Raw genomic sequence first — 25,721 nt, forward strand, 5'->3', positions numbered from 1 at the left:
ACCGTCAGGCGATGAGCAGGCGCAGGCCGAGGTCGGCCGCGTCGAGGTCGAGGAGGTCGCGGTTGCGCTCGGCCCAGCGGCCCGAGCCGAGGTCGGCGCGCAGGTCGTGCACGGCCCGCCGCTCGGCGTCCGGCCCGACCTTGGTCCAGACGGACACGCCGCGGCGGACCCGCTCGTCCAGGTACGCCTCGGGCCGCCGCCAGAACGCCTCGAAGAAGCCGTCGGCGCAGTCCCACGGGATGGGCACCGGCTCCACCCTGGCATCGATGGCCTCGGCCAGCTCGGGCAGCGAGGGGCGGCCGGTCAGCAGATCGGCCACCTCGGGCAGGTAGTCACGGGTGAGCCAGAACCGGTCGAGCCACCCGGCGCGGCTGGTGTCGTGGGTGAACACCACCACGCGCCGCGCCACCCTGCGCAGCTCGCGCAGCCCGGCGATCGGGTCGGGCCAGTGGTGCAGGGACGACACCGACATCGCGGCGTCGAAGGCGCCGTCGTCGAAGGGCAGGTGGTCGGCGGTGCCGATGAGGCAGGGGGCCGCGCCGGGGGCGCGCTGCGCGCGCATGAGCGCCGACGGCTCGACCGCGAGGACGTGGCGGCCGGCCGGTTCGTAGGAGCCGGTGCCCGCGCCGACGTTCAGCACGGTCCTGGCGTCGCCGAGCGCCGCCTCGATCTGGGCCGCGATGCGCGGCTCCGTGCGCCGGGTGACGGTGTAGCCGGCTCCGATGGTGTCGTACAGCTGCGCTTGGGACATGTCCCCATCCCAGCATCCCGGGCGGCGTACGGGAAGGAGGAGACGGCAAGGAGGAGGCGGGAAGGAGGAAGCGCGGGCGCCGCTGCGGAGCGCCCGCGCTTTTCCGGCGCGACGGCCACGGCCAGGGCGGGTCCGGCACCGCCTGGCCGGTCGACGGCAGGTCGCCGGGGAAGAGGCCGGCGCGGCCGGCCGTGGAGGGGGTGGGGGCGGCCAGCCGCGCCTTGAGAGAGAGCACAGGAGGTGGCGTCGCCCTCAGGGGATGGGGGGAACGCCGTCAGCGTGGGGTCGTCGAGGTGTCCTTTCCCGAGGTCCTGATGGCGTGCGCCAGCCTAGGAACCGCCGCCACATCGGCACCACAATCCCGCTACACGGCCGTCAGGCGGTCGTCGTCACGGCCTCGACGTGCAGCAGCGCCGGCTGCTCAGGGAGCAGGCGTCGGCGCCGGCACTCCCGCAGGTGGGTGCCCACGGTGAGCGGGCGGCGCTGCGGCACGCGTTCCTTGGAACCACCGGCCCGCCTGGCCGCCGGCAGCGACCGACGGGGGGTCCCGCGCGGCCGGTTCCGGGCCCCCGTTACCGTCGTGGAACAACCCCTTGACCGGGTGCGCGCTAGAAGGAGCCCGCTTGAAGATCACCGACGTCGAAGTCCTCGTCACCAGCCCGGGACGCAACTTCGTGACGATCCGCATCCGCACCGACGAAGGCGTGTACGGCATCGGCGACGCCACACTCAACGGCCGCGAGCTGGCCGTCGCCTCCTACCTGCGCGATCACGTCGCCCCCTGTCTGATCGGCCGCAACCCGTTCCAGATCGAGGACATCTGGCAGTACCTCTACCGGGGCGCCTACTGGCGGCGCGGCCCCGTCACGATGACCGCGATCGGCGCGGTGGACATGGCGCTGTGGGACATCAAGGGCAAGGCGCTCAACGTGCCGGTCTACGAGCTGCTCGGCGGCGCGAGCCGCAACGGCGTCATGGTGTACGGCCACGCCAACGGCCAGAGCGTCGGCGAGGCGGTGGAGGCCGTCGGGCGCTACCTCGACATGGGCTACAAGGCCGTGCGCGTGCAGGCCGGAGTGCCGGGGCTCAAGGGCACGTACGGGGTGGGCAGGGGCGAGCTGTTCTACGAGCCCGCCGGCGAGGGGCTGCCCGCCGAGGACGCGTGGAGCACGGAGAAGTACCTGGCCACCGTGCCCGAGCTGTTCGCCAGGGTGCGCGAGGAGTACGGCAGGGACGTCCACCTGCTGCACGACGCCCACCACCGGCTGACCCCGATCGAGGCCGGCCGGCTGGGGCGGGAGCTGGAGCCGTACGCGCTGTTCTGGCTGGAGGACGCGGTGCCGGCCGAGCAGCAGGAGGCGTTCAGGATCGTCCGGCAGCACACCATGACGCCGCTGGCCGTCGGGGAGATCTTCAGCACCATCCACGACGCGACCCTGCTGCTGCGCGAGAACCTCATCGACTACCTGCGCATGACCGTCGTGCACGGGGGCGGCATCACCCACCTGCGCACGGCGGCGGCCTACGCGGCCGTCCACCACGTGCGCACCGGCTGCCACGGCGCCACCGACCTGTCGCCCGTCACCATGGCCGCCGCGCTGCACTTCGACCTGTCGATCCCGAACTTCGGCATCCAGGAGTACATGCGGCACACGGCCGAGACCGACGAGGTGTTCCCGCACGCCTACACCTTCGCCGACGGCTACCTGCATCCCGGCGACGCGCCAGGGCTCGGCGTGGACTACCGGGACGACGTGGCGGAGCGGTTCCCGTACCGGCGGGCGTACCTGCCGGTCAGCCGGCTGGAGGACGGCACGATGTTCAACTGGTAGCTCCCGTTCCTCCGTTTCCGGCCACCCCCTCCCGAGAGGTCCTCGATGACGTTTCACCCCTCTACGTCCGAAGTGCTGGAGCTGGCCGTCGAGGCGGGTGAGCGGTGGTGGGGCGGCTCGGTGGACGACGGGCTGTCGATGCCGTTCGGCGCGCGGCCGTTCGCCCGCGACCTCGCCGCGCCCAGGGAGCCTCTCGGCCCGTCCAATCAGAGCGCCCCCGTGCTGCTGTCCACGCGGGGGCGGGTGGTGTGGTCGGAGCGGCCGTTCGCGTTCTCCTTCGAGGACGATGTCCTGCGGCTGTCGGGGCGCGGCATCGAGGTCGGCAGGACGGGCGGCACGCTGCGCGAGGCTTTCCTGTCGGCCTCGCGGCGCTTCTTCCCGCCGTCCGGGCGGGCCCCCGCCCGCGCGCTGTTCTCCGGGCCGCAGTACAACACGTGGATCGAGCACCCGTACACGCCGACCCAGGACGGCGTGCTGCGCTTCGCCCGCGACCTGCTGGAGGGCGGGATGCCGCCCGGCGTCGTGCTGATCGACGACCTGTGGGCGGAGGACTACGGCACCTGGCGCTTCGACCGGGCCCGCTTCCCCGACCCCGCCGCCATGGTCACCGAACTGCACGCGCTGGGCTGCTCGGTGATGGTGTGGGTGGTGCCGTTCGTCAGCCCCGACTCCGCCGTATTCCGCGAGCTCGAAGGGCGAGGGCTGCTGCTGCGCGACGCTGCCGGCGAGACCGCGATCCGGCGGTGGTGGAACGGGTTCAGCGCCACCCTCGACCTCACACACCCCGGCGCGGTCGCGTGGATCACCGGCCGGCTCGACGCGCTCGTCGAGGAGACCGGGATCGACGGCTTCAAGTTCGACGCCGGCGACGTGCGCGACTACCGGGCCGGCGACCGCACGGCCGAGCCCGCCGAGCCGGTCGACCTGTGCGAGGCGTGGGCGCGGGTGGGGCTGCGGTATCCGTACAACGAGTTCCGTGCGTGCTGGCGGATGGGCGGGCAGCCGCTCGTCCAGCGGCTGCAGGACAAGCCGCCGCTGTGGGGGCCCTCCGGGATCGGGTCGCTGATCCCCGAGATGCTCGCGCAGGGCATGATCGGGCATCCGTTCGTCTGTCCCGACATGATCGGCGGTGGTGAGATCGGGTCGGTGTCCGCGCAGGGGACGACCGATCAGGAGTTCTTCGTCCGGTACGCCCAGATCGCCGCGCTCAGCCCCATCACGCAGTTCTCTGTGCTGCCCACCCGCGTGCTGGACCCGGTGCACCTGGCCGCCGTCCGTGACGCGCTCGCCGTCCGCGCCTCGCTGCTGCCCCGCCTCCTCGGCCTGGTGGACCACGCCGCCGCCACGGGCGAGCCGATCGTGCGGCCGATGGCGTACCACGCGGCCGGCCTCGACGACGTCACCGACCAGTTCTTCCTCGGCCCCGACCTCATCGTGGCACCGGTGATCGCGCAAGGCGCCACCTCGCGGGCGGTCGTCCTGCCTGAGGGGAGCTGGCGGGCCGACGACGGCATGGTGGTCGAGGGACCCGCCCGGGTCACGGTGGCCTGCGGCCTCACTCGCCTTCCCCGGTTCGAGCGGCTGCCTGGCACGTGACCGCTCCGGCCGGCGGTCACGTCCGGCGGTCTACGGGTGCGGGTCCTCAGGGTCGTCGAGCAGGCGGAGGTCGGCGGGGCCGATCGTGGCGCTGGTCAGGAGCGCGGTGATGAGGTTGTGGTTGAGCGCGTTGCCGAGCGGCGGCGGGATCTCCTCCTCCAGCAGTCCTGGCACCTTGGCGCTGAGCCGCTTGCGGGTCTGGGTGACGACGTGGGCGGCGCGCTTGGCGGTCCACTGCTCGCCGGGGCGCAGGCGGCTCAGCTCGTCGGCGACCTGGGACCAGGTGAGCGGCTGCGGCCACGGCTCGGGACGCAGGTAGCGCTGGCCCAGGCAGGCCAGGACCAGCCGCTCGACGTCGCTGAGCGCCCAGCCGTTCGGCTCGCGGGTGTCGGCCTCCTCGCGGCTGCGCGTTTCCTGCGCCGCGGGGGCCGCCGTGACGACCCGTACTTCGAGCAGGTGCTCCTGCTCCGGCGCGACGATGAACAGCGGCGTGTACGCGGCCGTCAGCGGCGTCCGGTGCCCGGTGAGCACCAGCCGGCCTCCGGGCAGGCGGATCGGCAGGGTGCCGAGGTTGCGCAGGACCCAGTGCCCGTGCTCGCGGGTGATGGATCCGTGGCGGCGGCTGACGTACGGGTCGTCGGGGCCGACGCAGACGTGCACGTCCAGCTCGCTGCGCCCGAACACCACCTCGAACCCGGCGTCGGGCGCCACCCTGATCCCGCCGCCGCTGCCCCTGACGTAGAGGGTGCCAGGCACGTCGGGCGGCAGCCCGGCCACGTCGTCGGCCGGCGATTTGGGCAGGAGGTGCACCTTGCTGCGGGAGGGCCTGTGCTGAATCCACGCCATGCCGCGATCTTTGCCGTCCTCCTTGCTCGAAGTCAATGGGAGCCCTCACCGGCTGGCCCGAAGACAGGCAATGCGGCGCTTGACAACGATTCGGTGATCTTTCCGGTCGCGCTCTGTCAACGGCCGGATACGTCCTCCACAATGGACTCGCGCAACGACCGGTTCACGATGTGCACGAGGAAGTGGCGATCTTGTGGAAGCGCGAGCGCGCGGTCCCCAAGGATCTGATCAGGCAAATCGACCAGGCACGTGCCCTCTACGATGACGAGCAGTACGAGCGAGCGGAAGCGCTGATCCGGGCTCTGCTGCCCCTTTGCGACGACGCCGTCGGAAGCGACCACCGGGAGGCCATCGGCCTGCGTAATGTCCTCGGCTCGGTGCTGTACCAGCAGCGCGAACTCGTCGGGTCGGCCTTGCTGCACCGCGAGGCCATGGAACTGGGCATCGGCTCTCTCGGCCGCAACGACCGACTCACCTTGAGCTGCGCCCACAACTACGCCGCCGCTCTGGCGGTCATGGGACGAACCGACGAGAGCATCGAGATCCTGCGGGACACCCTGCGACGCCGCACCCGCAAGCTGGGCGCGCACCACGAGGAGACCCTCCTCACGAGCAACACGCTGGGCGCGACGTTGTTCAGCACCGGCGCCATCGGCCCGGGGATCGACCTGCTTCGTCAGGCTCATGCCAGGAGCTCGCGGCTCCCTGCCGCGCACCCGCTACGCCACGACATCAAGAACAACCTCGAGATAGCGCTGCGCAACTCGGGACCTCGGTGGTGAGGAGAGCACCGTCCGGGCCGCCGTCGCGCCCGGCCGCCACGCGTTCGGTCGGTAGGGGTCCCGGACCGGTGGCGCTACCGTGAACGCCTTTGGGACGGACGGCCGCCGAGAGAGTGGAGTGAGCCGGGTGGAGGTGCCGGCGTGGCTGCAGGTGGCCACGGACAAAGATCTGTACCGCCACAACGCCTTCCGGATCAGCGGGCTGGCAGTGACGGCAACCCCGCGTGAGGTGCGGCGCCGGGTGTCCGAGGCCCGAGCGGCCGAGGCGCTGGGGGCAGAGCACACCGCCGGCGTCACGGCGCCGGGGTCACGGTGGCTGCCGCTCAAGCCCCCCGCCGACCACGCCGCCGTACGCGAGGCACTGCGGCGGCTGGAGGACCCGGTGCGACGGGTCGTGGACGAGTTCTTCTGGTTCTGGCCGCTGGAGGAGAGCGACGGGGCCGGGTTGATGAAGGCCCGCCAAGCGTGGGAAGGGCTCGCCAAGCAGCGCACGCGCGCCGGCGCCGAGCGCTCCCCCGACGATGACGCCCGTAGCATCGCCGTGCACAATCTCGCCGTCGTCTACCATGCCGACGCGGTGGAGGCCAAGGGCTCCATCGGCGCTTCGGGGCGCCGGATGTTGTGGCAGCGGGCTTACCGCCACTGGCGCATGGTGCTCGACGACGCGGGGTGCTGGCGGTGGCTGGACGAGCGCATCCGGGCGCTCGGCGACCCCCGGTTACGTACGGTGTCCGGCGATGCGTTCCGGGATGCGCTGCCGACGGTGCTGCTGGAACTGCACGCGGGCATCACCGTGGACGCCGCGCGGCGGCAGGGAGGCGAGAAGGCGGCCCGCGGTCACGTGTCGCTCATGCGGGAATTTATGGCGGACGAAGGTGTGCTCGACGCGGTCCTCCGCCGAGCCACCGCCCCGACGGTCGCTGCCATCAGGCACCGCAACGAGGCGGCGGCCGGCCCCGACGACGAGCCGGCGGCACTGGAGCGGTCGGCTGCGTCGCTGCTGGCCGAGACGAAGCCCGACCTGCAGGTGTTGCGTGCCGTTCTGGGTGCGGAACATCCCGTGGTGAGCGGCGCGGCCGACGCGGTGGCGTCCGCGGTCAACGGCTGTGCGGTGGCCTGCGCCAACAGCCTGGCGCGAAACGGGTCCGCCACGCGCGACCCCAGCGTCATCAGGGCAACGGCCCACCTGCGGACGGCCCGCTGGCTCGCGGGCAGCACGCACGTGCGCACCATGGTCGAGGAGAACCTCGTCGTCCTGCTGAGCAATGATGTCCTCCTGGCCTGCGCTGAGGCCGCGCGGAGGACGGAGCCGTCGCCCTGGCAGGGCGACGAGGAGGCGTTCCGGCTGCTCGTCGGCACCGAAGCGGGTCTGCGTGAGCTGCGGGAGCTGCGTCCGGACGACCCGGAGACGGACCGAATCCATGACGGCGTCGCCATGACGGCCTGCCGGCTGCTCACCCGGTACTTCAACGACACCCAAGACATCGAGGGCGCCCTCGACGGCTATCGCAGGGCGCTGCCGGTCGCGGTGAGCGGCGAGAGCCGGGCGGCGATCCAGAAGAACATCGACACTCTCACAAGGGAGCAGGCCACCGCGGTGATCACCGCCCTGTCCGATCAGCCGGCCGCTGCGGCAAGGCCGGCCGCACCCCGGATCCGCCTGGGCTCCGCGGACCGCTGTTACCGCTGCAACCGGCGGGTCCTTCCATCGGTCGCCCCGGTCCTGATACCGGCCGGCGAGATGCTCTTCGAGGTGACCTCATGCATCCCCTGCCGCCATCTGTTCACCGAAGTGGGAAGCTCCGCTTCGTTGCTCGACTCGCACAGGGCGGACGTCCGCCCGGCCGGGCGCCGGTCCAGGGTGGCCGGCAGGGCGCTCCTCGTGTCGGCGGTCGCGGCCCTGCTCGTGGCCTGCCTGGTGGCCGGCCTCGGCACCGGCCTCGGGCAGGCGCTGGGCGCCGGCGCCGTGCTGCTGCTGGGCTGCCTGCTCTGGCCGGTTCTCGTCACAGCCCGGAGAAGGAGATGGTGAAGTGATGCCGTCCAAGCCCTGGACCGGAGGCGAGGTTCCCACGCCTGGCCCCGTCACCGCGCCCGTCGTGATGGAGGCCGCCACTCTGGCGGAACTTGCCACAGCCGTGTGGCGGCTGGGGAACAAGATCGAGTCGACCGCCGGTCTGCCCGCGGGCGTGCACCGGCACCTCCAGGCCGTGCTGGACGCCCTGTCCGAGGTGGGCGTCACGACGCGGTCGTACGAGGGCACCGCATTCGACCCCGGGCTGCGGCTGCGAGTCCTGGCCTACCAACCGATGCCCGGCCTCGATCACGACGAGGTCGTGGAGACCGTCCGGCCCGCGGTGTACCTGCGCGACGCCCCCATCGCGCTCGGTGAGGTCATCGTCGGCGTGCCGCAGGAGGACGAGCCGGGCCAGGCCGGCGGTAAGGAAGGCGAGCAAGGGTGACCAGGACCACCATCGACGTCGGCATCGACCTCGGCACCACCAACAGCGCGGTGGCCCTGTTGCGTGGCGTGCACACCGAGGTGATCAGAAACAACGACGGCGACGAGACGACACCGTCGGCGATTTGGATCGACCGCCGGGATCGCCTCTTCGTGGGCCGGGCGGCCCGGGAGCGCAGCGAGCGCGACCCGGAGAACACCTGCGTCGAGTTCAAGCTCCGCATGGGCACGGCGGGCCAGGACAAGCACTTCCCCGCCTCCGGCCGTACCATGACGCCCGAGCAGATGTCCGCCGAAGTGCTCTCCTCGCTGCGGTCCGACGTCGCCGCCCGGCTGGGGGAAGAGGTACGCGCCGCGGTGATCACCGTTCCCGCCGCCTTCGACCTGAGCGCGTGCGAGGCGACCCGTCGCGCGGCCGGCCTGGCCGGCCTGGAGCACACCCGCTTGATCCAAGAACCCACCGCCGCCGCGCACGCCTACGGCTTCCAGGCCACCGACGAGAACGCGACGTGGCTGGTGTACGACTTCGGCGGCGGCACGTTCGACGCGGCCGTGATCCGGCTGCGCGACGGGGAGTTCTCGGTCGTCGGGCACTGCGGTGACAATTTCCTGGGCGGCAAGCTGCTCGACTGGCGCGTCGTGGAAGACCTGCTGATTCCGGCCGCCGTACGCCAGGTTCCGCAGCTTTCCGGTCTGGCGCGCGGCAACCCGCGCTGGCGCGCCGCCGTCGCCACCCTGAAGCAGGCCGCGGAGCTGGCGAAGATCCGGCTGTCCCGGGCGAAGACGGCCGACGTCTACGTCGAACTCGCCGACGACACGGGCCAGCGGTTCGAGTTCGACCACGAGCTGAGTCGCGCGGATGTGGAACGACTCGCCGAGCCTCTCGTCACCCGGTCGGTGAACCTGTGCCGCACGGCGCTCGCCGAACTGGGCGCAGAGCCGGGCGACATCGAGAAGGTGATCATGGTGGGTGGCCAGACCGCCATGCCCTTCCTTCGCGAGCGGCTCGCCGATCCCCGGCGGGGACTCGGTATCCCGCTGGACTTCGGGCACGACCCGATGACCGTCGTCGCGAGCGGGGCCGCGATCTTCGCCGGCGCTCAGGCACTCCCCGACGAGTGGACGGCGGCCGCGCCGGAGCCGGGCGTCTACGCACTGCGTTGCGAGTATCCGCGGATCAGCCCGGACCTGGACCCGGTCGTGATCGGCCGGGTGAGCGCGCCCGACGGCGCGGCCGCCGCCGGCATGTCCGTCGAGCTCGTCAACGACCAGTCGGACCCGCCCTGGCGCAGCGGACGGATCACCCTCTCCCGCAGCGGCGAGTTCAGCAGCACCCTGCGCGCCGAGCACGGCCGGCGGAACACGTTCGCCGTCCTGCTGACCGACACGACGGGGACGCGGCATCGCCTCAGCCCCGACCGGCTCACCTACACCGTCGGAGCCGTGGAGACCGAGCCCATGCTCACCCACGCCATCGGCGTCGGCCTTGTCGACAACCAGGTGCGCGAACTAGTCGAACGCGGCGCGCGGCTGCCGGTCCGGCGCACCGCGCCGCTGCGGACCACCGTCTCCGTGCAGCAGGGGCACAGCGGCGGGCTCATCCGCATCCCCGTGCTCGAGGGAGAGCGAGGCCGGGCGGACCGCAACCGGATCATCGGCCGCATCGAGGTGAGTGCGGACCAGGTGGCGAGGGCCGTCCCCGCCGGCAGCGAAGTACGGCTGACCATCGAGATCGACGCGTCCCGCCTGGTGAAGGTCAGCGCGTTCGTCCCCTTGCTGGACCAGGCGTTCGAGACCACCATCAACCTGCTCAGCGAGCCGGTGATCGACCATGCCGAGCTGGTGCTGGACGCGGACGCGGAACGGGCCAGGCACACGGCGCTGCGTGACCGATGCCGCTCCGTGGAGAACGCGGTGGCCACCCTGCTGCTCCAGCGCGTGGACGACGAAGGCATGCTCGAAGAGCTGGACCGCACCGTCCAGGCCGCCCTGCACAGTGCCGAAGAGGTGGCCCATGCCGCCAAGGCCCTGCTGGACCTGCAGCTCGCCCTCGACGCCGTGGAGGACGAGCTGGCCTGGCCCGAGCTCGTGCGCGCGGCCGAATCCCTGATGACCGAGGTCCGCGACCTGGTGGCCGCGCATGGCAGTCCCTCAGACCGTGACGACCTGCCGCTGTTGGAACGGGAGATCGCCGACGCCGTGCGGTCCCGCGACGGCGACCTGCTACGTCAGCGCACCGATCAGCTGCGTGATCACGCCCTGCGAGTGCTGGATCGTGCCGGGGTGTTGCAGCCGCTGGTGTTCCAGGACCTGACGAGCCTCAGGAAACAGATGCGTCACCAGGCCAGGGCGGATCGCCTCATCCGCGACGGTGAACACGCCCGGGACACCGGCGAGCAGGAACGCCTGCGGTCCATCAACATCGAGCTGCGGTCCCTGCTCCCCGAACCTCCGCCGCCGCCCAGCCTGAGTACGGTGCGGGCCACCTGATCGCCCGGCCGCCGCGCTGTCGGTGCTGCCGGCCGGGCGGCGGTGACGGTCAGACCGCGACGGGCTCGCGGCATGCCGGCGACCACGCGGTGGCCGCGCCCGCCCGCCAGCCGTGACAGCGGCTGCCCGACGGTGAGACCTAGGTGAGGACGACGCAGCCGGCCTGCTCAAGCTCCGCCAGCAGGGACGGGTCGGGGTCGCAGGGATTCCAGCGCAGGTCGAGCTTCTCCAGGGCGGGCATGCGGGTGACCCAGCCGGGCAACTCGGTGAGGCTGTTGCTCCTGAGGTCCATCTGGCGCAGCAGCGGCAGGCCGGCGAGCGGCTCCGGCAGCTCGGCGAGCCGGTTGTCGCGCAGGTCGAGGTGGCGCAGCTCGCGCAGGCCCGCCACCGAGGGCGGCAAGTGCTCGATCGCGTTGCCGCGCAGCCACAGCTCGCGCAGCCGGGAGAGCTCGCCGAGACCGGCGGGCAGCGTGGTCAGCCGGTTGTGCTGGGCGCGCAGCTCGATCAGCGAGGCCATGCCACTGAGCGACTCCGGCAGGGCGGTCAGCTCGTTCTCGCCGACGTTGAGGTAGCGCAGCCCTCTCAGCCCGCCGAGCGTGCCGGGCAGCTCGCGCAGGCGATTGTCGTGCAGGTAGAGGCAGCCGCTCAGGGCGGTCAGCCCGCCCAGCTCGTCCGGCACGGTGGTCAGCTCGTTGTGGCCCAGGTCGAGGGTGACCAGCTTGTGGAGGCGGCCGATCTCGGGCGGGAGGGCTTTGAGGCCGGTCTCGGCGAGGATCAGCACCTCCAGGTCCGTACGCTCCCAGACCTCGCCGGGCACCTCGCCCAGCGGCCGGCGCCATAGGTTCAGCGTGTTCACCATGCGGTCCTCTCCCTCTATATCGGGGCCGGGTAGGGCATGCTGCTACCGGCCCTACCGAATCGCCTTTTTGGGAGCGTAACGATGACCGACCCCCTCGCCGACGACCCCCCGCTCGACCCCGGCTTCCCGGCCACCACCCCGGCGCTGACCTTCGAGAGCGCCGGCACGGACCTGCTGGGCGTCCTGCACGTGCCCGCCGGGCCCGGGCCGCATCCCGTCGTGGTGCTGCTGCACGGCTTTCCCGGCAACGAGCGCAACTTCGACCTCGCGCAGGCGCTGCGCCGGGCGGGGTACGCGGCGCTCGTGTTCCACTACCGCGGCTCGTGGGGCGTCGGCGGGTCCTGGTCATGGGCCCACGTGCTGGAGGACGCCGCGACCGTGATGTCCAGGCTGCGCGAGCCTGATCTCGCCTCCGCCCATCGCCTGGATCCCGGGCGGATCGCGGTGGTGGGGCACAGCCTGGGCGGTTTCGCCGCGCTGATGACCGCGGCGGCGGACCCGTCCATCGCCGCCGTCGCCTCGATCGCCGGGTTCGACTTCGGTACGGTCGCCGCCCTCATCCGCGACGATCCCTCCCATCGCGGGGTCTACACGGAGGCGTTCGCCGACTCGCTCGGCCCGCTCCAGGGCACCAGCGGCGAGGCCCTGGTGGCGGAGATGGAGGCGGCCGGGGACGCATGGCGCCTGGCCGGGCTCGCGCCGCTGCTCGCCGACCGCCCGGTGCTGCTCATCGGCACCGGCCGCGACGACGTCACCCCGTCCGAAGTGCACCACGACCCCCTCGTGGCGGCGTACCGGGCCCATCCCGTCAAGCGCCTGCACCACGAGGTCCTGCCCACCGACCACGCCCTGTCGGACCACCGCGTCACCCTGGCCCGCACGCTCCTCGGCTTCCTGGCCCGCTACCTCTGACGGGTGCAGGACAGGTCGTCCGGGGGCGGGGTGCCGATGTGGCGGCGCCACTCCTCCGGGGTCAGGTTCCTGCCGGCGGCGGCGCAGGCGGCCGCGGTCCAGGCGGACGGCGACAGGCGCCAGCGGACGAGCAGCCCAGGGGAGCCGCCCGGGTCGGTCGCGGTGATCAGGTGGGAGCCGTCGGCCGTCAGCCGCATCGCGGTCTTGAACTGGACCCAGTAGCCGGGCAGGCGCAGGGTGCCGACGTCGGTGCCGGTGCCGAGGTCGGTGAGCACGATCACCCCGTCCGACTTGCGCTGGACGACCAGGGTGTCGTTGACGGCGGGGACGCTCTGCGGGGGCAGCTCGCGAGGGCTGAAGGTCGTGTCGCGGGGGATCGTGCGGCGCAGCGTGGTGCCGGTGTCGTCCCACACTTCGAGGGGGCCGTCACGGCGCTGCACGACGACGTTGCCGCCGCCGGTCGCGACGTACTGGGAGGAGCCGGATCCGATGACGCGGCTCGTGCCCTCGGCGAGGTCGTACAGGACGGCGTACGCCGTGGTCCCGACGGCGCCCTGGGCCACGACGATGCCCCGCTCGAAGTCGACGACCGACCGGTAGGCTCCCGTCACCTGCTTCGGCGGTGGGATCCTGGCGCGTGTGACGCCGGTCGTGGCGTCGCGGATCTCAAGAGCGCCCGTGTCGCTCAGGGTCAGCAGGTCACGCCCGTCCGGGGTGACGGCGATCGGAGTGCCGGGCAGCTCATCTCTGAAGGGACTCCTGGCGCGCGTCAGGTCCCGCGTGTCGAGCGTCTCCAGGTGGTCGGTCTGGGCGGTGAAGAGCCGGACGTCGTCGGCGCTCCACCCGAGAAGCCATCCCACTCCCTCGAAGGTCTGGCTGCCCCGCCGATCCCAGTCGTGCACGGCGACGATCTCACCCACGGTCTGCACGGCCACGCGGGTGCCGTCGGCGCTCACCTCGGCTCGCGGCGCGTCGCAACCACTGCACGAGCGGTACAGGCTCACCTTGGCACGTTCCCCGATGCGTCCCGCGTGCTGCAGATCCCATACCGTGACGACGTCCCCGGCCGCCGACACGAGGTGATCGCGGTCGCCGAGGAAACGCAGGCCGCCCTCGATCACTGCACCACTGCCGGGCAGCGTGACCTGCTCGCCCCTCAGATCGACGGAGGAGACGTAGATCGCGGTGCCGTCGGCCACCGCCAAGTGCAGGCCGTCGTCGCTCAGGGCGATCGCCTGGGGCGAGTTGCCGTGAGACCGCGCTTCCTTGGGTGCGGAGTCGTTCGTGATCGACAGCGGCCGGATGGTCGGATAGAGCGGCATGGGCCCGCCATTGGTGCGGGTGTGGGTGAAGTAGGCGCCGTTGCTGGAGAATGTGGGCGCGAAGCCGTGCGCGCCCATCACCGAGTGGCGCGAGCTGAGCGTGAGCCGCAGGTTCGTGCCCGTGTAGTACTCCCATTGCCCCGCCACGTCGCCCACCACGATCGTGGAGGCGCTGGGCATCGCCACGTCCACGGGCCTGTCGAACGTACGCGTGGTGCGCCGGGCGCCCGTGGTGAGATCCACCCTGGTGAGCCGGCCGGGGACGACCACCGCCAGGAAGCGGCCGGACGGTGACAGAGCGATGGCGTCCACGGGGCCGCCCCATGTCTTCGGGAGGCGGGTGGCGGGCGTCGTGAGGACGGAGGTGCCGTCGGTGGCGGCGACGACCCGGCCCGTACGGTCGGCGGCGACGTCCTTGACCGGCCTGGGCAGCTCGGCGGAGCCCGCCCGCGCCCCGTCCACCGCCCGCCACCACAGCACCCGTCCGTCACGGGTGCCCGCGACGACGACCCGCCCGTCCTGGGAGCCGCCGACGGCCGAGACGGGGGCGCCCGCCTGGAGATGGCGTACCAGCGCGGGGCTCGCCGTCACCGCGCTGAGCAGCGCCGCGCGGGTCTGCTCGTCCGGCCACATCCGGTACGCCTCCACGGCCAGGAGCTGCGCGACGTCCATCCGGTCCGGCGCCATGGCCGCGGACTCGGCGGCGGCCCGCCCGGCGGTCGCTATCAGCGCCTGCCTGACCGCCTCGTCGCGCTGCACGACGGCCGTCACGGCGGCGGCGGTCGCGAGGACGGCCAGCGTGGCGAGCGCCGCGATCACCTGACGGACCACCCGTCTGGTCTGCCGCTGCCGTTTGATGTGCTCGCCGACCAGCGTGTCCTTCGGCCGCTCGTGTACGGGCGCGGCGAACTCGGCGACGACGTCCCCCAGCCGGGGACGCCCCGTCGTGCCAGGCGGCGGGCGCAGCGACCGCAGGTCGATCCAGAGCGGCTCGTAGGCGAAATATCGTGAGAGGGACGGCGGGATCGCGTCGGTACGTGCCTGATCGAAGTCGCCTCCCGCCCACGTGATCGTCCCGTCGGTGAGCGCGATCAGCAGGCGCTCAGGCGACCGGTTGGTCTGCCACCACTCCACCTCCCTGCGCACCCAGGGGGAGGCGGCGGAGGCAGGGGACGCCATGAGCACGAACCACCGGGACACGCGAAGTGCCCGCTCGATCTCCGGCCATAACTGCGGGCTGGCCGCCATGTCCGTCTTGTCGCGGAAGACGCGCAGCGCTCTGGGCCGGTACCAGGGGCAGGCGAAGCGCTGCAGCTCGGACTGCAGCGCCTCGGCCAGCCCGGTGTCCCGGCTGTGGCTGTAGGAGATGAACACGTCGTAGCCGGCCTGCTGGGAGGCGTCCCGCTTCATCGCACGTCTCACCGCCGTCCGATCGCTGAAGGTCGGTGACCGGCATCCTAGGTCGCGGCCTCACCTTCCGGCACCGGAACGCTCCTCGACTGGGGAACCTCCTAGGTCACACCCCAGGCTAGGCGGCTTCCTCCTGGCCGCGCAGCTGCGAGCACGCGTCGCAGGACGGCCGGTCCGGCGCCTGGAGCAGCTGGTCGAAGGAGATGAAGGTCCCGCAGCCCCGGCAGATGCCGTAGAGCCCGCGGTCCATGCGTTCGAGTGCGGCCCTGATGCGGCCGGCGGCGGCCCGGTCGAGCACGGGGTCGGTGGCGGCGAGCCGGTCGTCGAGCAGCTCGCGCAGCTCCTCGAGCCGCTCCAGGTGCTCGGTGTAGTGCTGCAGGTGGGTGTGGACTGATCTGTCGTCGGCCATGACGCTGATCTGCTCCTCGCTGGACGCGAAGGGAAAGGACGGCGTCCCCATCGGATACGGGGTTGCTCCAGCGGCACGCTGGAGTGACGGTGATCGTGAAGACAGGGGTGGCGTCAGATCAGGGGTGGGCTGCGTGAGCCCGCGGTGCGGTGCCCGAACTGCTGGGGGTCGCCGGTCAGGTCCCCTTCGGGACGTGGCGCGGGCAGCAGCGCGAGGTGGGCGGCCTCGGCGTGCCGCATGCCGCGCAGGGGCGGCCACAGCGTCAGCACGGGATGTTCGCGGACGCTGGACGCCTGCGGTGGCAGGCTCGACAGGCCGTCGTCGCCGGCGTGTTCGTCGCTGGTCTTGCTGGGGGCCAGGGCCGATCGGGGGACCTGGTCGGCTTCGTACCAGCCGTTGTGGGCGCCGGTCATCAGGCCGGCCGCCAGCAGGGACAGCAGGAGCAGGCCCATCACGCCGCACCGCGCGAGGGAGCCTCGTGGTGTCGTGGTGCCCCACGGTCCCGTCATAAGCCCGACCATAGCCCAGACCGTACGAAAAGGGCATTCAACCTCCACAGTCGGTCCGGCCGGATCGGGCGAGCAAGCCGTCGATCACCACGTCGGCCGCGACGCGGAACCGCTCGTCCACGTCGGCCGTCACCAGCAGGGCGGCGTGGGCGGGCCCGCGGGGAACGAGCTCAGCGGGTTGCGGCGCAGCACGTCCTGGCCGTTGGCGACGAAGCCGGACAGCCGGCCCTCGTCCTGGCCGTTCACGTCTGGGTGGGGTCAGGTTTTCTGGGGGCGGGGGGTGCCGTAGGCGTCGTGGGGGGTGTCGGCGTAGGCCCACTGGTGGTCCCTGGCGTGGCGGCAGGCCGACTCGACGTCCCCTGTGCGCATGACGTCCAGGAGGTCGCGGTGTTCGTCGGCGACGCCTTCCAGCTCGGGGCCGGTGACCATCAGGGCGATGGCCGTGCGGGCCTCGATCTGCAGGGCCTCCCAGGCGCGGGTCAGCAGGCCGTTGCCGCCGGCCTGGACGACGTGGCGGTGGAAGCGGGCGCTGGCCAGGCCGATGCCGGTCATGTCGGCGGCGCGGGCGCAGGCGTACATGTCCCCGACCGCCGCCTCCAGCAGGTCGAACGGGAGCGCCCCCGCCAGCATGGCCAGCCGGGTCGCGGTCTCCTCCAGGGCCGCCCGCATGATGTACGCCTCGCGGATCGTCTGCTCGGCGAAGGGCAGCACGCGGCTGCCCTGCCGGGGCCTGCTCTCGATGAGGCCGAGCCCTTCGAGCTGCCGCAGCGCCTCGCGGACCGGGGCCTGGCTGGTGCCGTACTCGGCGGCGATCTTCGTCTCGATCAGCCGCTCCCCCTCGCCCAGCTCGCCGGTGACGATGCTGCGCAGCAGGCCGTCGCGGATCTGCCGGCTCAGGGTCGGCCGGGCGGAGCGCGGCGCGGTGGACGGATGGGCTGTGCGGGCCGTGGGTTCTGGCACCAGACCTCCCTCCAAAATCCCCTCTTGACTCTCGAATCATCTCATCTACGTTCAAATTATCGATATCGATAATTGGAGCGCAGATGCTGATATCGGTCGAGATGCCGGACAGTGCCGACGCGGCGCACGCCTACCTCCGAGGCGGCGCACTCCCCCTGGGCGGCGGCACCCACCTGATGGCCAAGCTGGACGACACCGCCGGCACCGACGTACGCCTGGTCAGCCTGCGCAAGGCCGGCCTGCGCGGCATCGACGCCGAGGACGGCGTGGTCACCCTGGGGGCGGCCACCACGCTCGCCGACGTCGAGGACGACCCCCGGCTCCCCTACCTGTCCCCCTGCGTGCGCTCGATCGCCGCACCGCCGGTCCGCAACCTCGCCACCGTGGCCGGCAACCTCTTCGTGCCGCAGCCGTACGGCGACCTCGCGGCGGCCCTGCTGGCCCTGGACGCCGAGCTGGACGTCCTGGGCGCGGACGGCGCCCGCCGCGAGCCCCTGGAGCGCGTCGCGGCCGAGGGCCTGCCCCAGGGCGACCTGGTGACGCGGATCCGGTTCACCGCCCCGGCACCGGGCACGTTCCGCTTCCACAAGGCGGCCAGGCGGCGGCTCAACTCGGGCTCCATCGTCACGGTCGCGGCCAGGGTCATGGTCGAGGACGGCGTGGTCGCCGACGTACGGCTGGCCGTCGGCGGGCTCACCCACCGTCTGGTACGCGCCACCGGGGCCGAACGGGCGCTGCTCGGCGAGCCGCTGACCCCCGAGGCCGTCGCCCGCGCGGCGGAGGCGGACGCCTTCGAGCCGGTCGGCGACGCCTACGCCTCGGCCTGGTACCGCGCCAGGGTCTACCCCGTCCACCTGCGTCGCGCCCTGCTCGGGGCTTGAAAGGGGAACGCATGCCGTCAAGGATCGTCACGCTCAAGGTGAACGGCGCCGAACGCGAGCTGATCGCCCGGCCCTCGACCACGCTGCTGGCCGCGCTGCGTGAGACGTTAGGGCTGATGGGCGCCAAGCGCGGGTGCGCGCAGGGCGGGTGCGGCAGCTGCACGGTGCTGCTGGACGGCCGGCCGGTGGTCGCCTGCCTGATCCCCGTCGTGACGGTGGACGGCGCGGCGGTGGAGACGATCGAGGGCCAGGCGGACGGCGAGCGGCTCAGCGACGTGCAGCAGGCGTTCGTGGACGGGTTCGCCACGCAGTGCGGCTTCTGCACCCCCGGGATGATCATGTCCGCCACCGCTCTGCTCGACCGTAACCCGGACCCCAGCCGCCAGGAGGTCGCCGAGGCCATCTGCGGGAACGTCTGCCGCTGCACCGGCTACGAGCCGATCATCACCGCCGTCCTGACGGCCGCGGAACGCCGCCGCGAAGCGACCGCCGAGCCCAGTACACCCGAGACCGGTACACCCGGGCCCGGTACACCCGAGACCGCGACGCCCGAGACCGCGGGGGCCGACCGATGACGCCCCGCCTCACCCCCATCGACACCGCGTACTTCACCCAGGAGCGGACGGGCGACTTCACCGTCATCGGCGCCCCCGTCCAGCGCTCTGACGCCCGTTCCCACGTCACGGGCCGCACGGCGTTCTTCGAGGACATGACCCCGCCGGGCCTCACCCACGTCAAGATCCACCGCTCCACCCGCCACCACGCCCGCATCAACGGCGTGGACGTCTCCGCCGCCCTCCAGGTGCCGGGCGTGCTGCGCGTCATCACCCACGAGGACGTGCCGAACAACTGGTACGTCGTCCTCCGCCTGATCGGAGTCGGCCCCGACGACGAGCCGGTGCTGGCCGAGGACCGGGTGCTGTACCGGGGCGAGCCGATCGTCGCCGTGGTCGCCGAGACCGAGGAGGCCGCCCGCGAGGGCGCCGCCAGGGTCGTGGTGGACTACACCGACCTGCCGGCCGTGCTCGACGTCGAGGAGGCGCTGGCCGAGGGCGCGCCGATCATCAAGCAGGCCGGCACCAACCACTTCGTCTACGAGGGCCACCACTGCCGCCGGGTCCGCTTCGGCGACGTCGAGCGGGGCTTCGCCGAGGCGGACCGCATCATCGAGGGCCGCTACGACTCCTCCCCCATCGAGCACGCGCCGACCGAGCCGACCGGCTGCGTGGTCGTCCCGCAGGGGGACGGCCGGCTGCGCATCCACAGCGACACGCAGGCCGCCTTCTTCACCCTCGACAACACCGCGCTCATCCTCGGTGTCCCGCCCACCGACCTGCGGGTCGTCGGCGGCACCGTGGGCGGCGGCTTCGGCGGCAAGGTGGACGTCATCGTGGAGCCGCTGGCCTGCCTGGCGGCCCTGCTGACCGGCCGGCCCGCCAAGTACGTCTACAGCCGCGCCGAGGAGATGCAGGTGTCGTCCACGCGCGCCGCCGAGCGCATCTACATCAAGGACGGCGTGATGGACGACGGCCGGATCGTCGCCCGCCAGGTCAGGCTGTACGTGGACGCGGGCGCGTACTCGCGGCACAGCCCCTACGGCGTCACCAAGGCGGCGGCGCACATGCCGGGCCCGTACACGATCCCGAACGTGCACGTGGACTGCTACTGCGTCTACACCAACCGCACGCCGTCCAGCGCCATGCGCGGCTTCGGCGTGACGATCGGCGACTTCGCGCTGGAGTCGCACATGGACCTGGTGGCCAGGGAGCTGGGCATGGACCCGCTGCGGCTGCGGCTGCTCAATGCCTACCGCGACGGCGACATGAAGGCGCACCGCAAGATCGCGTCGGGCACGGCGCTGGTCGAGGTGATCCAGCGAGCCGCCGACCTGGTGGGGCACGAGCTGCCACCCGAGTACCGGGCGATGTCGTCCACCGAGCGAGCGGAGGGCTGAGCAGATGGCGTTGCGGCGCGGACGTGGGTACGCGGCAGTCAACTACCCGACCGGGATGAACCTGGGCGGCGACCCGTCCCAGGCCCTGGTGCACGCCACCACCATGGGCGGTTTCGTGGTGACGCTCTCCTCGGTGGACCTCGGCCAGGGGCTGCGGACGGTCGTCGCGCAGTGCGCGGCCGAGACGCTGGGCATCCCCATCGAGAACGTCATCATCGACACCGCCGACACCGACACGGGACCGCACTGCATGGGGACGTTCGCCAGCCGCGGCACGCACCGCGTCGGCAACGCGGTGATCATGGCGGCGCGCGAGGCCAGGGAGGTCATGCTGCAGGTGGCCGCCGACGAGCTGGAGGTGGACGCGGGCGACCTGGAGACCGACGGCACCGGCTACGTCCGGCTCAAGGGCTCGGCGGAGAAGAAGATCCACGTCAGCGAGGTGGCGCTGGCCGCGCACTTCCGCCAGGGCCGGACGATCTCGGGCCGGGGCATGTTCCTGAAGGAGCCGAGCCCGGTGGTGCCGGAGACCGGGGAGATGGACCCCGACTCCTGCCAGGCGCACGCGTGCACGGTGGCCGAGGTCGAGGTGGACGACGAGACCGGCGTCATCGAGGTGCTGCGGCTCTACAACACCTACGAGGTGGGCAGGGCGCTCAATCCGGCCATCGCGACGCAGCAGGTGGAGGGCGGCGCCTGGATGGGGTTGTCGCACGCGTTGTTCGAGTCGACGGAGCCGTACTATCCGCACTCGCGCGAGCACGGCCCGCTCGACTTCACCGAGTACCTGATGCCGGGGCCCGCCGACATCCCGGCGCAGACCAGCGTGCTCCTCGAACGGCCCGCCGACAACGGGCCCTTCGGGGCGAAGGGGATCGGGGAGATGACGGCGAACGCGCCGATCCCCGCGATCGCCAACGCGGTGTACGACGCGGTGGGCGTACGGCTGACGAGCATGCCGTTCACGCCGGAGAAGGTGCTGCGCGGGCTGGATGAGCTGCGGGCCGGCCGTGCGACCTGAGGGGCCGGCTGACGCGCTGCTCTCCGACCAGGACGAGCTGGGCCGCCGGCTCGGCGCGGAGGGCTATCTCGCGGGCGAGGGTCTGCTGACCGCCGTGCACCTGGCCGGCGTGCTCGGGCTGCCGCTGCTGCTGGAGGGCGAGCCGGGCGTCGGCAAGACCGAGATCGCGAACGTGCTGGCCCGGGTGCTCGGCCGCGAGCTGATCCGGCTGCAGTGCTACGAGGGCCTGGACGCCTCCCAGGCCCTGTACGAGTGGGACTACCCCAAGCAGCTGCTGTCACTGCGGGCCGCCGAGGTGGAGGGGCGCGAGGTCGGCCGGCTCTACCGCGAGGAGTTCCTGCTCCAGCGGCCGCTGCTGCGGGCGTTGCGGGCGGCGTCCGGAGCGGTGCTGCTGATCGACGAGATCGACCGGGCCGACAGCGAGTTCGAGGCGTTCCTGCTGGAGTTCCTGGGCGACTTCCAGATCACGATCCCGGAGCTCGGCACCATGCGGGCGGCGAGCGTGCCGTTCGTCGTGCTCACCTCCAACAGGACCCGCGAGCTGCACGACGCGCTCAAGCGCCGCTGCCTCTACCACTGGATCCCCTTCCCCGACGCGGACCGCGAGCGGGCCATCATCCGGGCGCAGGAGCCGGGGCTGGACGAGCGCAGCGCCGCCCGCCTGGTGGACGCCGTGCACCGCATCCGCGCGCTCGCGCTGCTCAAGCGGCCGGGCATCGCGGAGTCCACGTCGTGGGCGCGCGGCGTGCGCACGCTGGCCGGTGAGGGGGCGAGCTGGCCTGAGGCGATGCGCAGGTCGGCGGGGCTGCTCGTCAAGCACGAGGAGGACCTGGCCCTGGTCGAACGGCACGCGGCGGAGGTGTTCTGTGACTGACCCCGGAAAGGGGCCGGCGACAGCACCCGCGACTGGGCCCGAGTTCGCCGAAGGAGTCGCCGAGCACGTGCACGGGTTCCTGCGCGACCTGCACGAGCAGGGCCTGCGGGTGCCGGTCCCCCAGCGGCTGGTGTTCCTGCGGGCGATCGAGGCCGTGGGCCCGCGCGACGTCACGCACCTGTACTGGATCGGGGCGAGCACGCTCACCGCCGCCCGCGAGGACCTCGACGTCTACACCCCCACGTTCGAGCGCTGGTTCGGGACGGCAGGGACCCGGCACGTCCCCGACGAGGAGTCCCCCGAGGACGAGACGCCCGCGCCGCAGGGCAAGGGGGACGAGTCGCCGTTCGCGGCGGCGCTCGGCGGCCGGGCGGGCCGCGAGGCAGGGCGGGCCGAGCGCGAGCGGCGTCCGATGTTCGGTGCGGCGAGCGAGGACGAGCGGGCGCTGCTCACGCTGCTGCGCAGGGAACTGCCCCGCGCGGTGCCGTCCGTACGCTCACGCCGCAGGAGGCCCGCCAGGCGCGGCCCGTGGATCGACCTGGCGAGGATCTGCCGCGAGTCCTGGCGCACCCACGGCGAGATCGTGACGCTGCGCCGCCGTGACCGGCCGCGCAGGCACCGCCGGGTGCTGCTGCTCATCGACGTGTCGGGCTCGATGAAGCAGCACAGCGCCGCCTACCTGCGCTTCGCGCACGCGGTGACCGCCCGGCTTGAGCGGGCCGAGGTGTTCACGTTCGGCACCCGGCTGACCCGGGTGACCGCGGCGCTGCGGGCCCGCGAGGTGGACACCGCCGTCGCCGCGCTGAGCGAGGTCGTCCTGGACGCCGAGGGCGGCACCAGGATCGGCGCCGCGCTGCAGGAGTTCCTGGGCAACGCCCGCTACGTCACGATGGCGCGCGGCGCCCTGGTGATCGTGCTGTCGGACGGCCTGGAACGCGGCGACTGCGAGCCGATGCGGGCGGCCGTACGGCGGTTGTCGCTGCTCGGCCACCGGCTGCTGTGGTGGTCGCCGCTGGCCTGCGACCCGGCGTACCGGCCGGTCACCCGCGGCATGTCGGCCGTGCTGGGCCACCTGGACGCGCTGGCCGGCGTCCGTGACCTGCGCACGGCGTACGAGCAGGTACGGCTTCTGGGCAGGGAGTGATGGTCATGTACACGGGCCCCATCGTCGACGCGCACCACCACATCTGGCGGGTGGCCGACCAGCCGTGGCTGTCCGGGCCGATGGTGCCGCGCATCTTCGGCCCGTACGAGCCCATCAGGCGCGACTACCTGATCGACGAGTACGTCGCCGAGGCCACCGCCTGCGGCATCACCCAGTCCGTCTACGTGCAGACGAACTGGCCGCTCGACCGGGTCGAGGACGAGGTGCGCTGGCTGCGCGAGGTGCACGAGCAGAGCGGCTGGCCGACGGCGGTCGTCGCGGCGGCCGACATGTTCGCCGACGACGCCCCCGAGGTCATGCGGCGGCAGGCCGCGCTCACCCCGCTGGTGCGGGGCGTGCGGCAGCAGCTGCACTGGCACGAGCGGCCCGAGTTCCGCTTCGCCGACGCCCCCGACCGGACGAAGAACCCGGTGTTCAGGAAGAACGTCGGCGCGCTCGCCGGTCTCGGCTGGCTGTTCGAGCTGCAGGTCTTCCCTGAGCAGATGGCGGACGCGGCCGAGCTGGTGGCGGACTTCCCCGAGGTCACGTTCGTGCTCGTGCACGCGGGCATGCTCATCGGCGACGCGGACGTGCCGTCGTGGCGTTCCGGGCTGGCGGCGCTGGCCGGGCTGCCGAACGTCGTCGTCAAGCTCACCGGGCAGGGCACGTTCGTGCACCGGGTGGACCCCGGCCTCATCTCGCTCGTCGCCGACGAGGTGATCGGCCGGTTCGGCGCCGGGCGCGCCATGTTCGGCACCAACTTCCCCGTGGAGAAGCTCTGGACCACCATGCCCCCACTGGTCGGCGCGTGGAAGGACGCGCTGGCCCACCTCCCGCCCGGCGACCAGGAGGCGGTCTTCGCCGGCACCGCCCGACGGGTGTACGGGCTGGAGAGCTGACAGGTACAACGCTGAAAGGAATGGCACCGTTATGGCACTGTTCGTTCTGACCTACGGTTACCACGACACCCCGCTGCGCGCCGAGCGCCGCGATGACCACGTCGCCCATCTGGAGAAGCTCAGGGAGCAGGGCAGCCTCGTCGCCGCCGGCCCGTACACGGACCTGGCGGGCGGCATGATCGTGCTGCGGGCGGAGGACGAGAGCGCGGCGCAGGCGCTCGTCGAGCAGGACCCCTACACACAGCTCGACGTCACCAAGGACCGCCGGTTGCGCGAGTGGCGGGTGACGGTCGGCGCGCTCGCCGCCGACACCTGATGAACGCCAGCACCTGATGAACGCCGGCACCTGATGAACGCCGGCGCCTGATGAGCTCCGCCGCCGTCGCCTCCTAGTGCCGGACGGGCGACGGCGGCGGTCACCGTCACTTCGGGTCGAGCACGAACAGCGGGATGAGCCGGTCGGTCTTCTCCTGGTATTCGGCGTAGGGCGGGAAGGCGGCGACCGCCCGCTCCCACCAGGCCGCCCGCTCGTCGCCGTCGGCCTCGCGGGCGACGTAGGTGCGGGTGACGGCGCCGTCCTGGAGCTCGATCTCCGGGTGGGCCTTGAGGTTGTGGTACCAGGTCGGGTGCTCGGCGGCGCCGCCGTTGGAGGCCACGACTGCGTAGCTGCCCTCGTGCTCCACCCGCATGAGCGGCGTGTAACGCAGCTTGCCGGTCTTGGCGCCGCGCAAGGTCAGCAGCACCACCTTCAAGCCCCGGATGTCGGCCACCTCGGTGGTGCCCGCCTCCAGGATCTTCTTCGTCTGGTCGCGTACCCAGTCGGTGGGGCTCAGCTCAACGCTCTGATCAGCCATGCCCGAGATCAACAACGGGCCCGCCGCGCTCATTCCCGCCGCTGGACGACGGGCCGAAAGCCCGCGCGCCCCAGAGACCTTCGGCCCGCCGAGGCGCGTTTTCGTCAGGCGCGTGCCCAGTCGAGGTTCTCGCGGACGACGGTGAAGCCGACCGAGCGGTAGAACGCCACCCCGCCCTCGTTGGACGACGGGGTGACGACGGCGACCGCGCTCGCGCCCCGCTCGGCGAGCGCGGCGCAGGCGCCCAGCACCGCGTCGCGGCCGTAGCCGTGGCCGCGGTGGCCGGGGTCGGTGCCGACCGGTTCGAGCAGCCCGCACCTGCCCTCGCCGGCGAACCAGCCGGTCGCGGCGGCGGCGGGCGCTCCGGACGGGGTGCGGACGAGCGTCTCCACCACGAGCCCGCCCGCCGGCGAGCGCTTCATCGCCTGCCAGCGCTCGACGGTGAACGTGGAGCCGGCGAACGCGGCGCGCTGCACGAGCACCCGGTCGGCGGCGGTGCCGGGGCCGACGAGCTCGGCGCGGGTGGTGACCGGGCGCGGAGTCCACGTCAGCGCGGTCCAGGGCTCGTCCGTGTCGCGGGTCCATCCGGGCATGGGCAGCCCGTCCGTACGGTCGTCGTCCGGCCCCAGCACCTCCTCGGCGTCCGCCGCGACGGCTGCCAGGTCGGCGTCCGGCGCGGCGGTCACGCGCAGCACGTGCCCGTCGAGGAACCCGACGGCCACCGGCGTCCCGCCGGCGCTCCACAGGTGCACGACCGCGTCGTCGAAGCGGAGGTACCAGCCCACGTCGCCGGGATGGAGGCCGCCGCCCGGCAGGTCGGCCGGGGTCCACTCGCTCAGGGCGCGCAGCGCGGGGCCGGTCTGCTCGCGGGTCAGGCGGTGCCGTACGAGGGGGGTCATGAACGGCACGCTAACCGGCGCCCCCGTACCTCCTCAAACGCATTTCACCCTGCGTGCAC

Annotated in this window: 24 protein-coding genes; 15 read left to right on the forward strand and 9 right to left on the reverse strand. The window is 72.5% G+C overall.

From position 1 onward, the window contains the following. Positions 1-4 precede the first annotated feature (4 nt). On the reverse strand, positions 5-751 hold the full coding sequence (locus AB0K28_RS47270; protein ID WP_345385186.1) for a class I SAM-dependent methyltransferase: 747 nt from the start codon (positions 749-751) through the stop codon (positions 5-7). 623 nt (positions 752-1,374) lie between these two features. Between AB0K28_RS47270 and manD the strand changes: the two genes are divergently transcribed. Beyond that, positions 1,375-2,583 (forward strand): D-mannonate dehydratase ManD, encoded by a 1,209-nt coding sequence (manD, locus tag AB0K28_RS47275; RefSeq protein WP_364383985.1) that lies wholly within the window; start codon positions 1,375-1,377, stop codon positions 2,581-2,583. Between the two features lie 45 nt (positions 2,584-2,628). Then, complete coding sequence (locus AB0K28_RS47280; protein WP_364383988.1) at positions 2,629-4,179, forward strand: glycoside hydrolase family 31 protein; 1,551 nt, start codon at positions 2,629-2,631, stop codon at positions 4,177-4,179. Between the two features lie 30 nt (positions 4,180-4,209). Here AB0K28_RS47280 and AB0K28_RS47285 read toward each other — a convergent pair whose 3' ends face one another. Next, entirely contained in the window at positions 4,210-5,025 is an 816-nt protein-coding gene (locus AB0K28_RS47285) for an FHA domain-containing protein (RefSeq protein WP_364383991.1), read from the reverse strand. Between the two features lie 170 nt (positions 5,026-5,195). Here AB0K28_RS47285 and AB0K28_RS47290 point away from each other — a divergent pair, with 170 nt between their 5' ends. From AB0K28_RS47290 to AB0K28_RS47305, 4 genes are all read left to right on the forward strand, one after another. Next, entirely contained in the window at positions 5,196-5,807 is a 612-nt protein-coding gene (locus AB0K28_RS47290; protein WP_364383994.1) for a tetratricopeptide repeat protein, read from the forward strand. 127 nt (positions 5,808-5,934) lie between these two features. Continuing rightward, on the forward strand, positions 5,935-7,836 hold the full coding sequence (locus AB0K28_RS47295) for a hypothetical protein (protein WP_364383997.1): 1,902 nt from the start codon (positions 5,935-5,937) through the stop codon (positions 7,834-7,836). Between the two features lie 4 nt (positions 7,837-7,840). Next, positions 7,841-8,266, forward strand: a complete 426-nt coding sequence (locus tag AB0K28_RS47300; protein WP_364384000.1) for a hypothetical protein — start codon at positions 7,841-7,843, stop codon at positions 8,264-8,266. Then, entirely contained in the window at positions 8,263-10,755 is a 2,493-nt protein-coding gene (locus AB0K28_RS47305) for an Hsp70 family protein (protein WP_364384003.1), read from the forward strand. Before AB0K28_RS47300 ends, AB0K28_RS47305 begins: the two co-directional genes overlap by 4 nt. Positions 10,756-10,894: 139 nt before the next feature. Here the strand turns inward: AB0K28_RS47305 and AB0K28_RS47310 are convergent, their stop codons facing one another. After that, positions 10,895-11,614, reverse strand: a complete 720-nt coding sequence (locus AB0K28_RS47310) for a hypothetical protein (RefSeq protein ID WP_364384006.1) — start codon at positions 11,612-11,614, stop codon at positions 10,895-10,897. Between the two features lie 81 nt (positions 11,615-11,695). On the opposite strand from AB0K28_RS47310, the gene AB0K28_RS47315 reads away from it, so the two are divergent. Further along, positions 11,696-12,526 (forward strand): alpha/beta fold hydrolase, encoded by an 831-nt coding sequence (locus AB0K28_RS47315; RefSeq protein ID WP_364384009.1) that lies wholly within the window; start codon positions 11,696-11,698, stop codon positions 12,524-12,526. On the opposite strand, the gene AB0K28_RS47320 is transcribed toward AB0K28_RS47315, so the two are convergent. The 4 genes from AB0K28_RS47320 to AB0K28_RS47335 all read right to left on the reverse strand — a co-directional run bounded on the left by AB0K28_RS47320 (position 12,517) and on the right by AB0K28_RS47335 (position 17,136). Next, complete coding sequence (locus AB0K28_RS47320) at positions 12,517-15,258, reverse strand: toll/interleukin-1 receptor domain-containing protein (RefSeq protein WP_364384012.1); 2,742 nt, start codon at positions 15,256-15,258, stop codon at positions 12,517-12,519. The genes AB0K28_RS47315 and AB0K28_RS47320 overlap by 10 nt on opposite strands. 118 nt (positions 15,259-15,376) lie before the next feature. Beyond that, positions 15,377-15,718: a hypothetical protein gene (locus AB0K28_RS47325; RefSeq protein WP_345385197.1), complete on the reverse strand. Its 342-nt coding sequence runs from the start codon at positions 15,716-15,718 to the stop codon at positions 15,377-15,379. A 62-nt stretch (positions 15,719-15,780) separates the two neighbouring features. Continuing rightward, positions 15,781-16,176, reverse strand: coding sequence for a hypothetical protein (locus tag AB0K28_RS47330; protein WP_364384015.1), 396 nt, complete (start codon positions 16,174-16,176; stop codon positions 15,781-15,783). Positions 16,177-16,434: 258 nt separating this feature from the next. Then, positions 16,435-17,136 carry a GntR family transcriptional regulator gene (locus tag AB0K28_RS47335; protein WP_364384018.1) on the reverse strand — a complete coding sequence of 234 codons (702 nt, stop codon included), beginning with the start codon at positions 17,134-17,136 and terminating at the stop codon, positions 16,435-16,437. A gap of 83 nt (positions 17,137-17,219) precedes the next feature. On the opposite strand from AB0K28_RS47335, the gene AB0K28_RS47340 reads away from it, so the two are divergent. From AB0K28_RS47340 to AB0K28_RS47375, 8 genes are read left to right on the forward strand one after another with little or no spacing between them, the layout of a single operon-like run. Beyond that, positions 17,220-18,017, forward strand: a complete 798-nt coding sequence (locus AB0K28_RS47340; RefSeq protein ID WP_364384021.1) for an FAD binding domain-containing protein — start codon at positions 17,220-17,222, stop codon at positions 18,015-18,017. A gap of 11 nt (positions 18,018-18,028) precedes the next feature. Next, entirely contained in the window at positions 18,029-18,592 is a 564-nt protein-coding gene (locus AB0K28_RS47345; RefSeq protein WP_364384024.1) for a (2Fe-2S)-binding protein, read from the forward strand. Further along, on the forward strand, positions 18,589-19,971 hold the full coding sequence (locus tag AB0K28_RS47350; RefSeq protein WP_364384027.1) for a molybdopterin cofactor-binding domain-containing protein: 1,383 nt from the start codon (positions 18,589-18,591) through the stop codon (positions 19,969-19,971). The genes AB0K28_RS47345 and AB0K28_RS47350 overlap by 4 nt, the downstream gene beginning before the upstream one ends. Before the next feature lie 10 nt (positions 19,972-19,981). Continuing rightward, complete coding sequence (locus tag AB0K28_RS47355) at positions 19,982-20,992, forward strand: molybdopterin cofactor-binding domain-containing protein (RefSeq protein WP_364384030.1); 1,011 nt, start codon at positions 19,982-19,984, stop codon at positions 20,990-20,992. Further along, the gene (locus AB0K28_RS47360; RefSeq protein ID WP_364384033.1) at positions 20,982-21,866 is read left to right on the forward strand and encodes a MoxR family ATPase; all 885 of its coding nucleotides are present in this window, start codon (positions 20,982-20,984) and stop codon (positions 21,864-21,866) included. The genes AB0K28_RS47355 and AB0K28_RS47360 overlap by 11 nt, the downstream gene beginning before the upstream one ends. Beyond that, positions 21,859-23,010, forward strand: coding sequence for a VWA domain-containing protein (locus AB0K28_RS47365; RefSeq protein WP_364384036.1), 1,152 nt, complete (start codon positions 21,859-21,861; stop codon positions 23,008-23,010). The genes AB0K28_RS47360 and AB0K28_RS47365 overlap by 8 nt, the downstream gene beginning before the upstream one ends. A gap of 5 nt (positions 23,011-23,015) precedes the next feature. Beyond that, positions 23,016-23,909, forward strand: coding sequence for an amidohydrolase family protein (locus AB0K28_RS47370; RefSeq protein WP_364384039.1), 894 nt, complete (start codon positions 23,016-23,018; stop codon positions 23,907-23,909). A gap of 31 nt (positions 23,910-23,940) precedes the next feature. Further along, on the forward strand, positions 23,941-24,225 hold the full coding sequence (locus AB0K28_RS47375; protein WP_345385207.1) for a YciI family protein: 285 nt from the start codon (positions 23,941-23,943) through the stop codon (positions 24,223-24,225). A gap of 106 nt (positions 24,226-24,331) precedes the next feature. Here the strand turns inward: AB0K28_RS47375 and AB0K28_RS47380 are convergent, their stop codons facing one another. Further along, a complete protein-coding gene (locus AB0K28_RS47380) occupies positions 24,332-24,763 on the reverse strand; it encodes a nitroreductase family deazaflavin-dependent oxidoreductase (RefSeq protein ID WP_345385208.1) in 432 nt (143 codons plus the stop codon). Positions 24,764-24,867: 104 nt separating this feature from the next. Continuing rightward, the gene (locus AB0K28_RS47385; protein ID WP_364384043.1) at positions 24,868-25,662 is read right to left on the reverse strand and encodes a GNAT family N-acetyltransferase; all 795 of its coding nucleotides are present in this window, start codon (positions 25,660-25,662) and stop codon (positions 24,868-24,870) included. Positions 25,663-25,721 lie beyond the last annotated feature (59 nt).

The organism is Nonomuraea sp. NPDC049504, assembly GCF_040676845.1.
In the GTDB taxonomy this organism is placed as follows: domain Bacteria; phylum Actinomycetota; class Actinomycetes; order Streptosporangiales; family Streptosporangiaceae; genus Nonomuraea; species Nonomuraea salmonea.